Source organism: Chryseobacterium cheonjiense (assembly GCF_012927265.1).
GTDB classification, from domain to species: domain Bacteria; phylum Bacteroidota; class Bacteroidia; order Flavobacteriales; family Weeksellaceae; genus Chryseobacterium; species Chryseobacterium cheonjiense.
In genome coordinates this window covers 457,606-470,462 of sequence record NZ_JABBGF010000002.1, presented here as the reverse complement: position 1 = coordinate 470,462, position 12,857 = coordinate 457,606, and the positions used below count along the sequence as shown (strand labels likewise).

At 37.5% G+C, this 12,857-nt stretch carries 11 protein-coding genes; 5 read left to right on the top strand and 6 right to left on the bottom strand.

The window, feature by feature from the left end; genetic code table 11:
* Positions 1 to 43 precede the first annotated feature (43 nt).
* The 4 genes from HHL20_RS12735 to HHL20_RS12720 all read left to right on the top strand — a co-directional run bounded on the left by HHL20_RS12735 (position 44) and on the right by HHL20_RS12720 (position 2,943).
* Entirely contained in the window at positions 44 to 766 is a 723-nt protein-coding gene (locus tag HHL20_RS12735; RefSeq protein WP_169231559.1) for a hypothetical protein, read from the top strand.
* Between the two features lie 74 nt (positions 767 to 840).
* Positions 841 to 1,590, top strand: coding sequence for a beta-carotene 15,15'-monooxygenase (locus HHL20_RS12730; RefSeq protein WP_169231558.1), 750 nt, complete (start codon positions 841 to 843; stop codon positions 1,588 to 1,590).
* On the top strand, positions 1,590 to 2,675 hold the full coding sequence (locus tag HHL20_RS12725; protein WP_169231557.1) for an AI-2E family transporter: 1,086 nt from the start codon (positions 1,590 to 1,592) through the stop codon (positions 2,673 to 2,675). The genes HHL20_RS12730 and HHL20_RS12725 overlap by 1 nt, the downstream gene beginning before the upstream one ends.
* A gap of 13 nt (positions 2,676 to 2,688) precedes the next feature.
* On the top strand, positions 2,689 to 2,943 hold the full coding sequence (locus HHL20_RS12720) for a DUF3820 family protein (protein WP_169231972.1): 255 nt from the start codon (positions 2,689 to 2,691) through the stop codon (positions 2,941 to 2,943).
* Positions 2,944 to 2,992: 49 nt separating this feature from the next.
* Here HHL20_RS12720 and HHL20_RS12715 read toward each other — a convergent pair whose 3' ends face one another.
* The 4 genes from HHL20_RS12715 to HHL20_RS12700 form a co-directional block, all read right to left on the bottom strand.
* Complete coding sequence (locus tag HHL20_RS12715) at positions 2,993 to 3,367, bottom strand: VOC family protein (RefSeq protein ID WP_169231556.1); 375 nt, start codon at positions 3,365 to 3,367, stop codon at positions 2,993 to 2,995.
* Between the two features lie 66 nt (positions 3,368 to 3,433).
* Complete coding sequence (gene uvrB / locus HHL20_RS12710; protein WP_169231555.1) at positions 3,434 to 5,425, bottom strand: excinuclease ABC subunit UvrB; 1,992 nt, start codon at positions 5,423 to 5,425, stop codon at positions 3,434 to 3,436.
* Between the two features lie 145 nt (positions 5,426 to 5,570).
* Positions 5,571 to 6,998 (bottom strand): M56 family metallopeptidase, encoded by a 1,428-nt coding sequence (locus HHL20_RS12705; protein WP_169231554.1) that lies wholly within the window; start codon positions 6,996 to 6,998, stop codon positions 5,571 to 5,573.
* On the bottom strand, positions 6,995 to 7,369 hold the full coding sequence (locus HHL20_RS12700) for a BlaI/MecI/CopY family transcriptional regulator (protein WP_169231553.1): 375 nt from the start codon (positions 7,367 to 7,369) through the stop codon (positions 6,995 to 6,997). The genes HHL20_RS12705 and HHL20_RS12700 overlap by 4 nt, the downstream gene beginning before the upstream one ends.
* A gap of 109 nt (positions 7,370 to 7,478) precedes the next feature.
* Between HHL20_RS12700 and HHL20_RS12695 the strand changes: the two genes are divergently transcribed.
* Positions 7,479 to 8,699 (top strand): PQQ-dependent sugar dehydrogenase, encoded by a 1,221-nt coding sequence (locus HHL20_RS12695; protein WP_169231552.1) that lies wholly within the window; start codon positions 7,479 to 7,481, stop codon positions 8,697 to 8,699.
* A gap of 55 nt (positions 8,700 to 8,754) precedes the next feature.
* Here the strand turns inward: HHL20_RS12695 and HHL20_RS12690 are convergent, their stop codons facing one another.
* Entirely contained in the window at positions 8,755 to 11,190 is a 2,436-nt protein-coding gene (locus HHL20_RS12690; protein ID WP_169231551.1) for a TonB-dependent receptor plug domain-containing protein, read from the bottom strand.
* Positions 11,191 to 11,399: 209 nt separating this feature from the next.
* On the bottom strand, positions 11,400 to 12,776 hold the full coding sequence (locus HHL20_RS12685; protein ID WP_169231550.1) for a tryptophanase: 1,377 nt from the start codon (positions 12,774 to 12,776) through the stop codon (positions 11,400 to 11,402).
* Positions 12,777 to 12,857: the final 81 nt, after the last annotated feature.

Sequence of the window (12,857 nt, the reverse complement as noted above, 5' to 3'; positions counted from 1 at the left end):
CAAAAGTAATTATTGATGTTTACTTTTGCACAAAATTTTTTAAATGGAAAATAAATATCCTCAGAAACCGGGTCTTGATTTTATACTGAAGCAGGCGTTTTTTTATTGGAATAAAACATTGGTTTTCCAGCTGATGTTTTCAATCATGTATTTCGGAATTCTGATGACGGTGTTCTTTTTCTGCGATGCAAAGTATGATATCTTAAATGGTTATATGGAAACTGCAAAGTATGCGAAGGATGGTGTTCAGGTATATACAGAACAGTTGCAGAAGCTTTTGTCGACGGAGAATTTTCAGAGTTTTTCTTTATGGATGGTAGGAACACATATATTTCTATATCCGTTAAACCTAGGTTTTTTCCAGATTTACAGGAAAATGGACCTTGGTGAGCAGGCTAATCTGGGTGATCTTTTCGTGGGTTACAATGGGACTAATTTTTTTAAATATATCGGGTACTATATTTTCTGGTATTTTATTTTTGCGTATAGCTTTCAGACGATCATTCTTGGGTTTGTCTGGGTGGGCATCACTTTGTTTGTGGCTCCGATGATGTTTTTTATGAATAAAAGTATTTTTGAATCTATTGCTCTGCATTTTAAGGCGATGAAAGTATTTTTCATAGAAATATTAGTCTGCATGGTAGTGGCTTTTATTTTTAAATATGTCGGTTTTATGGCATTTTTCATTGGCGGTTTATTTACATTTCCTTTCTGGAATGCGATGATCTACTCGCTTTATAAAGTTATTTTTTCGGAGAAAAATTAATTTAAAATAGTTTTTAATGCATTTTCTGCCAAAAAAAATTAAATTTGGTAGAAACAACATTAAAATATAACACCATGTCAGAATTCAGTGAATTTGAACAGCAGGGCTCTGTTCCGGAAAGAAATACGGGCTCAATTATTTCTCATGCTTTTGAGATGTACAAAGGAATTTTTCTTTATGCAATTGTAGCGATGATTATCTGTATAATTGCCGATGTAATTGTACAGTCGGTAACAGGATATAATTCCTGGGGCGGCTTCAGAGATTTTAGCAGTTTCAATGAATTTGATGACGGTGATTTTTCTAAATACGAATACTGGAACCGGCCGGGAGCTCCTTTCTACTATTCGTTTTCTGGTATTACGAATATTTTGCTGTCTCCACTTTATGTAGGACTCATCTATATTGCTAATAAGTATAACACGAAGATTCATATTGATTTCTCGGATCTTTTCATCGGCTATAGACAAAACCTTGGGAATATTCTTCTTTACAGTTTAATTACAAATATTATTTTAGGAATTTCCATAGCATTATGCGGGCTTCCTTTCTTTTTTGTTTTTCCTCTTTTCTTATTGGGTTATCCTATCCTTTTATTTGAAAATGCTACGGCTATGGATGCGCTTAATAAGACATATAGTATTGCGAAAAATAATTATGGTACATTTTTAGGTACATCACTTTTGGGGCTTCTCATCAGTGCTGCCGGATTGGTATTGTGCTGTATAGGAATTATTGTGACGGCTCCATTTATCCTGGCAGTAATGTATTCTGCATACTGCGCTTACCTGGGAAAACCAAGACAAATAATGCTGAATAAATAATGAATAAAGAAGAACAAATAAGCAGCGTAAAAATAAAACAGGTCTCACTGCTTGCCATAATCATCGTTCTGGCGGGGCTGATCTGCTTTAATCTCGCACTTTTCATCCCGGCGGTTTTAGGGGCAATCACCATTTATGTGGTCTGCAGGAAATACAACTTTTACCTTCAGGAAGAAAAAAAATGGAAACCCTGGGCTTCCTCACTCACGTTAATGTTTGCAAGTCTTATTGTTCTCATCCTGCCGGTCTATTTTATCGGGGACCTTTTAATTGAAAAGCTTGGCAATGCTCAGGCTTATATGGATAAGTTTAATATTTTCCTTGAAAAAATTCACACCTATATCTATTCAAAAGTAGGCTTTGATATTTTAAGCAAAGAAAATATGGATAAGCTTAAGAATAATGTCGGACAATTCTCGACAAAAGCACTAAGCGGAACATTTAATACATTAACGGTTGTGATGTCAATGTATTTTATTCTTTATTTTATGCTTGAAAAACCAAGATTCTTCGAAAGGATATTATCATCTTCCGCACCGCTGAAAAGATCGAATGTATCTTTAATAGGCGAGAAAATGAGGAAGCTTATAATGGCAAATGCGATCGGAATTCCTGTGGTTGCTCTTGGTCAGGGAATTGTTGCTCTTGTAGGATATTTTATCTTCGGAGCGCCAAGTCCCGTGCTGCTGTTTGCGTTAACGGCTGCGGCCTCTATGATTCCTGTAGTGGGAGCAGCGATTATCTATGTGCCGATCTGTATCTACATGATCGCAGAAGGAGATACAGGAGCAGGACTGGGACTGGCTGCGTATTGTATGATTGTTGTTGGATTAACGGATAATGTTTTACGTTTTACCCTTCTCAAAAAATTAGAAGATATCCATCCTTTGAATACCGTTTTCGGAATCATCATGGGTATGAATCTTTTCGGTTTTATGGGACTTGTTTTCGGGCCTATTCTCATATCGTTAACATTGCTCCTGATTCAGGTATATAGAAATGAATTTTCGGATGATGATACGCCGGACCTTAAGCTTCCGGATAAAGATGATGAGCTGGAAGAAAAAATTAATTTAATTGTATAGCATGGAAAACGGAATAAACCCTGAGATATTAAAAGAAATTTGTGAGGTGAAAATGCCTTTCGGAAAGTATCAGGGAACAATATTGGCAGATTTGCCGGTAAGTTATCTTGAATGGTTTCAGCGGACAGGAATGCCAAAAGGAAAATTAGGAATGCAGCTGTCTACCATTTATGAAATAAAACTGAATGGTTTAATGGATTTGCTTTCCCCAATTCGAGGGGCAACAGGAAACTACGAAAAATATAAGAATAAAACCTATAAGTTTTAAAATAAGATTCGGCGGCACCAAAGGTGCCGCCGAAAATTTTTAATTCTAATTACATTGGCTCCCAAAGTTCAATCTTATTTTCTTCAGGATCAAGAATATGTATGAACTTTCCAAAATCGTACACTGCTATTTCATCTAAAATTTCAACATTTTCTTTTTTGAGTTCTTCAACCAAAGCTTCCAGATGATCAACCGTGTAGTTGATCATAAACTCTTTTACTGAAGGTTCAAAATAATTTGTTGTTTCAGGCGTAGGGCTCCATGTCAGTGAGCCTTTCGAGTTCAAATCTGTCATGCCTTTCCAGTCGAATGTAGCACCATATTCGTTTACATCAATTCCCAGATGGGTTTTATACCATTCCTTCAAAGCCTTCGGATCTTTGCATTTGAAGAATATCCCGCCGATTCCTGTTACTTTTTTCATTTGATTATAGTTATTTAGGTTTGTCTTTTTGAATTTTCGGCGGCAGCGAAGCTGCCGCCGAAAAATTTATCCTTTCAACGCGGCAATCTCATCCCTTAATTTTGCAGCCTTAATGAAATCAAGGTTTTTCGCAGCAGATTCCATTTCTTTCTGCTTTTGTGCGATCACCTTTTCGATATCTTCGTTGGTATAGTTTGCTTTTGCCTCTGCAACTTTCTGAAGAATTTCTTTCTGGGTGTATTTTTCGTCCGGAAAATCTTTGGTTCTTCCGACTAAACTTTCAGATATTTTCTTATTTAGGGCAACAGGAACTTTTCCGTGTGCTTTATTGTATTCCATTTGCTTGGCTCTACGATACTCTGTTTCATCAAGCGTAGCCTGCATAGATTTTGTAATCTTATCGGCATACATAATGGCTCTGCCATTAAGGTTCCTTGCGGCACGTCCTACCGTCTGGATCATCGACCGGCGGCTTCTCAACATCCCTTCCTTATCGGCATCCAGAATGGCTACTAAAGAAACTTCCGGTAAATCAAGCCCTTCTCTTAATAGATTAACTCCAATAAGAACATCAAAGAGCCCAACTCTCAGGTCCTGCATGATCTGAATACGCTCAAGGGTTTCAACATCAGAGTGAATATATCTTGTTCTGATTCCGAATTTTGTAAAATATTTGGTTAATTCTTCCGCCATTTTTTTAGTCAGAGTCGTTACCAAAACTCTTTCGTCCACATCGGCCCTTTTCTGAATTTCCTCCATTAAATCATCAATCTGATTGATCGTAGGCCGTATTTCAATGATGGGATCCAAAAGACCGGTCGGACGAATGATCTGCTCAATATAAGCACCTCCGGTTTTTTCCAACTCATAATCTGCAGGTGTAGCGGAAACATAGATAACCTGATTCTGAATGGCTTCAAATTCTTCAAACTTTAAAGGTCTGTTATCCATTGCGGCAGGAAGTCTGAAACCGTAATCCACCAAAGCTTCCTTTCTGCTGCGGTCACCTCCGTACATGGCATGAACCTGAGGAACCGTAACGTGGCTCTCATCAATTACCATTAAATAATCTTTCGGGAAATAATCAAGAAGACAGAAAGGTCTTGTACCGGGTAATCTTCCATCAAGATATCGGGAATAGTTCTCAATTCCCGAACAATAACCAAGCTCCTTAATCATTTCAAGATCGAGCTCTGTTCTTTCCTGTAATCTTTTAGCTTCCAGTGGTTTTTCTATCATATTGAAAAAGTCAACCTGCTTTACCAGATCATCCTGAATATTGCGGATGGCGCCGTTCAGCGTTTCTTTTGAAGTTACGAAAAGATTGGCCGGATAGATTTGAATCTGTTCAAAACTGGAAGTTACATTACCCGAAACGGGGTCAAAACTCTGGATTTTTTCAATTTCATCTCCGAAAAACTGAATTCTCACAGCATTATCAGCATACGCAGGAAAGACATCAATAACATCTCCTTTCACCCGGAACGTACCCCTTTGGAACTCATTTAATGTTCTGGAATATAAAGCATTAACTAAAGAATGAAGCAGTGCGGTTCGCGTTACCTTTTCTCCAATCGCAATGGAAATAAGTGACTTGTGAAATTCTGTAGGATTTCCGATACCGTAAATACAGGATACTGAAGCGACAATTAAAACATCTCTTCTTCCGGATAATAAACTTGCTGTAGCAGAAAGCCTTAATTTTTCAACTTCCTCATTGATGCTGAGGTCTTTTTCGATATAGGTTCCGGTGGTAGCAATGTAAGCTTCCGGCTGATAATAATCGTAATAACTGACGAAATATTCAACGGCGTTTTCAGGAAAAAATTCCTTGAATTCCATAAAAAGCTGTGCCGCGAGTGTTTTATTATGCGCCAGAACCAGTGTTGGTTTCTGAACATTCTGAACGACGTTCGCTACCGTAAAAGTTTTCCCAGATCCGGTAACTCCCAGAAGCGTTTGGTATTTCTCACCGATTTTAACGCCCTCGGTAAGCTTTTCAATAGCTTGTGGCTGGTCGCCGGTAGGTTTATATTCTGATTGAAGTTTGAATTGCATAGAAAATTGTGATCTTATCTAACAAAAATACGAAAGATATATTTGACATTGAATGTATTTGCTGCCACATTTAATTGCTCCTTGTTATATCCTTCAAACAAAAACAGCACTCAGTTGAGTGCTGATTAACTTGTGGAAGCTTATATTAATTTTCAAAGGACATCGTCAACGGAATTCTCATCTTGTAAGGTGATGGTTTCCCATCTTTTTTGGCTGGTTTCCAGGTAATATTTTCGTTGGCTTTTTTAAATGAAACAATTGTTTCCATATTGAAAGCTTCGTTATTTCCCATAGCTTTTATATCCGTTATACTTCCGTCTTCTGCAATGATATAGCTTAATTCCGTTTTGTATACTTCGTTGTTTTTGGCGGGATCAAGTTTAGCTGCGTCGAATACCTTTAACATTTTGTTCCGCATTTCGTTAATTCCTCCCGGATATTGTGGAAGTGATGTCGCTTCATTTTGAGTCAATGGCGTATCTGTTTGATTTATTGCGTTCTGGTCTGTTTTATTTTTGTTTACAGTATTTTCACTTTCTTTAGGCCGGATGGTATCCTGAATGACCCTGTCTTCATTTCTGCTTGTGATAAGTCCTTCCTGTGTTTCACTTTGATGATCCGAAAACTCATTTTCAGTATTGTTCAGAGTAGATTCGCTTTCAGAAATTACATTTTTTACAGGTTCAGAAATCCTTTTTTGTGTTTCTTTAACCATTTTTTCAATGGGATTGGCGTATGTTTTTTGTACAAATAATCCGAAAGTAATCATTAAAGCAGGGATGCAGATTACTTTTTTAAGATTCGTCAATTTAGACTTTTTGGTGTTCATCATAATAAATCGTTTTTTGGTGTTAGTAAAATTGAATGTATGGATAAGGTTATGGTTTTCAGTTGAAATAATTTCGTCGAGAATAAGGTGCTGATAATCTTTAACGTTAAAATTTTTCTTCAATACGGCTTCATCTGCCAGAAATTCATGATTGGTAATAATGGCTTTCCGGTAAAAAAATATCGAAGGATTGAACCAGGTAAAGGCTTTCAGGATTTCGATAATTATAACATCAACGCTGTGCTTCTGTTCGAGGTGACTTTTTTCATGCAAAAAAATCCGGGGATCTATTTTATTATCCCTAAGATAATTTTGTCCTAAATAAATAGTATTCCAAAAGCTAAAAGGTGAAGTACATTCTTTAGTAATCAATATGTTTTGGTTCTGATATTTTACCCTCCTGCCCTTCATCTTTTTAATTGCTATAAATGACTTGATCATCCTTATTAAAAAAATCAGCGTAACAGTTCCGTAAATAATCCAGATCCAGTTAATTAAGTTAAAATTTTCCTGGCCCGGAGTAATGTCTAAAGCCTGTTGTGTTGTCTCAAAGGTCGTTTGAATTCGGTTACTCGGTTTTAAGTTTTCCGATTGGATAGAAATAAATGGAACAGTATAAGAAAACAGAATAGAAAACATTAGGTAAAATCTGTTGAACCGATACATTTTTTCCTTCTGTAACAACAGATAATATACGGCCAGAAGCATACAAGACCCTAAAATTATTTTTAAAATAATTATCATTTTTCATCAATTTGCTTGTCAATAATTTCTCTGAGTTCTTTCAATTGTTCTTGTGAAAGTTTAGCATTAGATGTGAAAAAAGAGGCAAATTGCGTCACGGAATTATTAAAAAAACGGTCAATCATGGAAGACATTTCTTCCTTAAAATATTCTCCCTTTGCGACTTTCGGATAATATTCGCGAGAATTTCCATACAATGTATACCCCACAAAATCTTTATTCTGCATTCTTTTCAGGAGAGTCGCGATTGTTGTTGTGGCAGGTTTAGGGTCCGGATAAGATTCTAAAATATCTTTCATGAAAACCTTTTCTTTTTCCCAAAGTATTTCCATAAGATCTTTTTCAGAATCGGTCAGTTTTATTTCTTTCATATTCTACAAATTTGGAATTGTTTCTACAAATGTAGAATAAAAATCTAAACTGACAAATTTTTGTGGCATTATTTTTCCATTCTTCAGCAAAATAATCTATCTTAATCATATGAAAACCAATAAATTTTATATTTCAGCGGTCAGTCTGTTTCTTATTCTGGCATCATGTAAAGAAGGCAAGGTTAATGCTCAGCAGACGGGAAGCGATGGAAGTGTTGAAACAAAAGCACCAAATTCTCCGGAATATAAACCTGCCTTTACCGGACAGACGAGAATTAAAGCAGTAAAAACTTCGACACCTTACAAGATTGAAGTTTTGAGTAAAGATTTAGGGAAGCCCTGGGGAATTATTAACCTTCCGGACGGAAGACTTCTGATTACGGACAAAAGAGGATATATGAATCTCGTTTCCACTGACGGAAAACAAATCTCAAAAATTGATGGATTCCCGAAAGTTGATTCGAAAGGGCAGGGCGGTATGCTTGATGTTGCGCTAGATCCTGATTTTTCCAACAATAATATCATTTACTTCAGCTTTTCAGAACCTTATGACAAAGGAAATCATACTGCCGTTGGCAAAGGAAAGCTTTCTGCTGATCTCAAAAATATTTCTGATGTTCAGGTGATATTTCGGGCAACTCCTACATATGATGGAGATAAGCATTACGGAAGCAGACTGGCTTTCGATAAAGACGGAAATTTATTTGTGAGCACGGGAGAACGGTCGGATAAGCAGACAAGAGTGTACGCACAGCGAACAAATAATTATTTAGGTAAAATATTAAAAATCACAAAAGAAGGAAAGCCTGCTCCCGGAAATCCATTTATCGGTAAAGCAGGATTTAAACCCGAAATTTATGCATATGGAATCCGAAATCCTCAGGGAATGGCCATTGATCCCAATGGGAATCTCTGGGATGTTGAAATGGGACCGAGAGGCGGAGATGAAATTAATTTAATTAAAGCCGGGAAAAATTACGGATGGGGCGATGTTACCTACGGAATTGAATATTCCGGAGAAAAAATAAATAACGGAACGACCCAAAAAGCAGGAACCGAGCAGCCTGTCTATTATTGGGATCCGGTAATCTCACCAAGCGGCGTTACTTTTTACACAGGAAATATTGATGAGTGGAAAGGAAACCTGATGATCGGATGTCTCAGCGGAGAACATATCAACAGGATTGTGATGAAAGATAATAAAGTAGTCGGCGAAGAAAGGCTGTTGTCAGATGAAAAAGAGCGCTTCCGGGATGTGCTGAACGGAAGTGACGGTAATTTGTATGCAATTACGGACAGCGGAAAACTCTATAAGATTTCTAAGAAATAATTTAATAATAAATCAGCGGCTCAATCGAAGATTGAGCCGCTGATTTATTCAAAGGTTAAAACCTGAAATTAAAACGGGCAAAAATCTGTCTTCCTGAGAAGCCCATCTGTACGGGATCAAAAATACCTCCGGATTCTGTATTGCCTTCTGAAACGGATGTTTTTTGAAGTGTAGGATATCTGTTAAATACATTTTTACTTCCTATCGTAAGGGTAATGCTTTTCGAGAAATCATAAGCAAATGAAAGATCTGCCGTTACTTTTGGATTGTAGATCTGGTAATCATCTGCACCATTATACCCGATCAGGCTCACTTTATCGAACCGTACCAACTGCAGATTGGCATTAAATTTTTGGATCTTATAATTCAGACTTAAATTGATTTTGGTTTCCGGGGCAGATGCCAGAATAAATGCTCTTTCCCTTGGACTCAGATAAATTTCTTCTTTTCCTGCAAGCCGGTCTGAAGTGTTGACTTTGGTAATTTCCATTTTATTATAATTTCCTGCAAGAGTTGCTGTAAGCTTTCCCTTTCCGATATTCTGAAGATAACTTATAATGACATCCACTCCTTTTGTTTTGGTATCAATCGCGTTAGAAAAGAATTGTGCCTGGTCAATGTATGGATAGTCAGCCTGTACATCTGCCGGAAGATCACTTCTGTCGAAATTTCCTGTAAGCACAATCCTGTCTTTTACCTTAATATAATAACCGTCTACAGTTGCAGTGAATTTTCCTGTATTAAAGGTAAATCCGGCACTTCCGTTTACCGAAGTCTCCTGTTTCAGCTGCGAAATACCCACCCTGTTTGCCAGATCACTGTCATTGGAAGCCAGCTGAATCGTTACAAGATTGCCTCCCTGAAAATTAGTAAACTGCAGACTGTAGTATTTCTGTGCTAAAGAAGGCGCTCTGAAGCCTGTAGAAAAAGAACCACGGAAAGCGAGCTGAGGTGTTATTTTGTATCGGGTGGCAAACTTTCCGTTAAGGGTACTTCCAAAGTCGTTATAATTTTCAAATCTTCCCGCTACGCTGATCATCCAGTTTTTTGTGATGTCCAGTTCGGTATCGATGTAGGCTGCAAAATTATTTCTGTTTTTACCGATTTCCTGCGAATATCCCGGAAATCCCTGTGAGCCTCCCGGTCTTACATTACCGCTTAAAGGATTAGTTACGAGTAAACCAGGATTCGTTCCTGCTGTTACAATATTTCCATTAAGATCATACATTGCGTACGATGCTTCTTCTCCTTTAATAATGTTAAATTTTTCATACCTGAATTCTGATCCGAAAGCAATATTGAGGCCTTCCAGCAAATCGAATTGTTTCGCAGCATTAAACCCAGTAGTATTTTGTAATAAGGAATGACCTCCCGCGTCAAAACTTCTCGGAGATTTTACACCCAATGTGGCATTAATGGTGTTGTCTATCTGATAAGTAAATCTATTGCTCCCGAAAGCGTTATAAAAGTCTACATCCCAGTCTGCGACTTTAAACTTCAAACCATTGTCAAAGGTAAAATCCGTAATATTGGTGTCTTGAACAGGATTGAAGCCGTTAGGATAAACTTCCGGAATATTTCCGTCTGCATCAGCACTTCGCGTCCAGGCATAAGCATCTGTATTTCTTTGGGAAAACCCCTGTCTTGAATAAAATTTCAGGTTGTCCGTCAAAGGGATCTCAATATTTCCGAAAAAATAAAAATTTTGAGATTTGGCATCCCCAAATCGTTGTCTCGGAGCATCATATTTTTCCGGATTAGCGTTGCGGATAGCAAATTCTTTATTGACAAACTCTGCGGTAAAATTACCGAAACCTCCTTTTGATCCTATTTTCGTACCGTAATTTCCGTAAAAATCAAACGTATTTCCGTCAATTTTCCGGTCAGAAACAACATCGTGATCTCCCGGGCTTTTGAAAAGATTGACACCATAGAAAGCATTTCCCTCAAAACCGTGATCGCGGTCATTTAAAATCACATTGATGACTCCTGCAATAGCGTCAGAACCGTATTGTGCTGAAGCTCCGTCCCGAAGAACTTCCACTCTTTTTATTGCTCCAATGGGAATTGTATTCATATCAGATCCGGTATTTCCTCGTCCTTTCGTTCCGAAGAGATTGATGAGGGAAGACTGGTGGTATCTTTTTCCATTGAGTAAAAGCAAAGTTTGATCGGGTCCCAGTCCGCGTAATGTTGCGGGATCTACTGCGTCTGCACCATCCGAGCCCGATTGTTTGTTGGAATTAAATGAAGGAGCGGCAAACTGCAAAAGCTGGTTTACTTCTACCTGACCCGTAGACTGACTCACCTGCTTTATGTCTATAACATCGATCGGGACTGGGGTATCAACAACCGTTCTTTTCTTATTCCGGCTGCCTGTAATAGCAACTTCCTCGATCTTGGTGTACTTCGAAACAGTATCATTTGCCTGCTGTGAATACATTACAGAAGCAGTGCCTAAAAATACGGCACTCAGATATTTAATTTTCATGTCATCAGCTTTTTAGATTCAAATCAAAAATATTAATTTTTTTTCAAAGTAATAATTAAAATCAATATTTGTTATGTATTGAATTGTAATTAAATGTAATTTTTACTAAAAGTTTAAAATTTGAATATAATAAATGCATTATGCGTAAAACATTAATTAAACGTATTAAAAATAAAAAGGATTCAAACTAATTTGAATCCTTTTTTTATTTAAGCTTCTTCAAGCTGAACCGTAAAATGTCTCAACAGATCAGGTTCCCAGGTTATTTTATAGCCTTTGGCAATCTCATCACGTCTTTCATAAACGTTTCTGATAGCAGCGGCAATATAATCCATATGGTTGTTGGTATACGTTCTTCTTGGTATGGCAAGACGCACTAATTCCAGCTTCGGATAACGGTTTTGTCTTGTTTCAGGATCTCTGTCAGCCAATAATGTCCCGATTTCTACGGTTCGGATACCGGCTTCTTTATAAATTTCAAGTCCTAACGTTTGTGCAGGATATTCTGAACGGTCAACTTTTGGAAGGAAATTAAGGGAATCAATGAATACAGCATGTCCACCGATAGGTTTCTGAACCGGAATTCCATATTCTATTAATTTATTTCCAAGATATTCCACCTGGGAAATTCTGCTTTCCAGATAAGCAAATTCTGTAGCTTCATCAAGACCAACCGCTAAAGCGGCCATATCTCTTCCCGCCATTCCTCCATAAGTAATGAAACCTTCATAAATAATGGTGAAATTGGAAGCTTTTCTGAAAACTTCTTCATTATTTAAAGCGATAAAACCTCCGATGTTTACCAGTCCGTCTTTTTTAGAACTCATGGTCATCCCGTCACCGTAAGAGAAAATCTCTTTGCAGATTTCTTTGATGCTTCTGTTTTCCTGCCCGGCTTCTCTTTTTTTGATAAAATATACATTTTCTGCGAATCTCGCCGAGTCAAAATATACAGGAACGCCATATTTGTCGGAAAGTTCTTTTACGGCTTTCATATTTTCCAGAGATACAGGCTGTCCTCCGGATGAGTTGCAGGTAATTGTAATTAAGCAGAAAGGAATGTTTTCCTTCGGATGTGTTTTATAAACTTCTTCAAGTTTTTCAATATTGATATTTCCTTTGAAAGGATGAAGGTCATTGATGTCAAAAGCCTCATCTATAGTACAGTCAATAGCGTGTGCCTTTCTGAATTCAATATGCCCTTTTGTGGTGTCAAAGTGAGAATTTCCAGGCACTACATCTCCTTCTTTTACCAAAACGGAGAAAAGTACATTTTCTGCAGCTCTTCCCTGGTGGGTTGGTAAAAGATATTTGAAACCTGTAATGCTCTGAACGGTCTGGTGAAGCTGCTCAAAAGAACGCGAACCGGCATAGCTTTCATCACCCATCATCAAAGCACCCCATTGTCTGTCGGACATTGCTCCGGTTCCGGAGTCGGTAAGAAGATCGATGAAAACCTGTGAAGATTTTAGGTTGAATAAATTATAGTTTGCTTCTTTAAGCCATTGTTCTCTTTCTTGTCTGGTTGACTGACGGATTTCCTCAATCATTTTAATGCGGAATGGTTCCGCGTACGGTAAGTTCATTATAGTATTTATTAGATTGTTTTGTAAAGAATTTTTATTTGAATAATTTCAAATTCATCAAAGGATATGTTTTTTAAGCCG

Bases quoted from the DNA above. Each gene is read 5' to 3' on its own strand.
- HHL20_RS12685 (WP_169231550.1), bottom strand. From the start codon at position 12,776: ATGAACTTACCGTACGCGGAACCATTCCGCATTAAAATGATTGAGGAA.
- HHL20_RS12715 (WP_169231556.1), bottom strand. From the start codon at position 3,367: ATGAAAAAAGTAACAGGAATCGGCGGGATATTCTTCAAATGCAAAGAT.
- HHL20_RS12725 (WP_169231557.1), top strand. From the start codon at position 1,590: ATGAATAAAGAAGAACAAATAAGCAGCGTAAAAATAAAACAGGTCTCA.
- uvrB (WP_169231555.1), bottom strand. From the start codon at position 5,425: ATGCAATTCAAACTTCAATCAGAATATAAACCTACCGGCGACCAGCCA.
- HHL20_RS12705 (WP_169231554.1), bottom strand. From the start codon at position 6,998: ATGATAATTATTTTAAAAATAATTTTAGGGTCTTGTATGCTTCTGGCC.
- HHL20_RS12730 (WP_169231558.1), top strand. From the start codon at position 841: ATGTCAGAATTCAGTGAATTTGAACAGCAGGGCTCTGTTCCGGAAAGA.
- HHL20_RS12735 (WP_169231559.1), top strand. From the start codon at position 44: ATGGAAAATAAATATCCTCAGAAACCGGGTCTTGATTTTATACTGAAG.
- HHL20_RS12700 (WP_169231553.1), bottom strand. From the start codon at position 7,369: ATGAAAGAAATAAAACTGACCGATTCTGAAAAAGATCTTATGGAAATA.
- HHL20_RS12690 (WP_169231551.1), bottom strand. From the start codon at position 11,190: ATGAAAATTAAATATCTGAGTGCCGTATTTTTAGGCACTGCTTCTGTA.
- HHL20_RS12695 (WP_169231552.1), top strand. From the start codon at position 7,479: ATGAAAACCAATAAATTTTATATTTCAGCGGTCAGTCTGTTTCTTATT.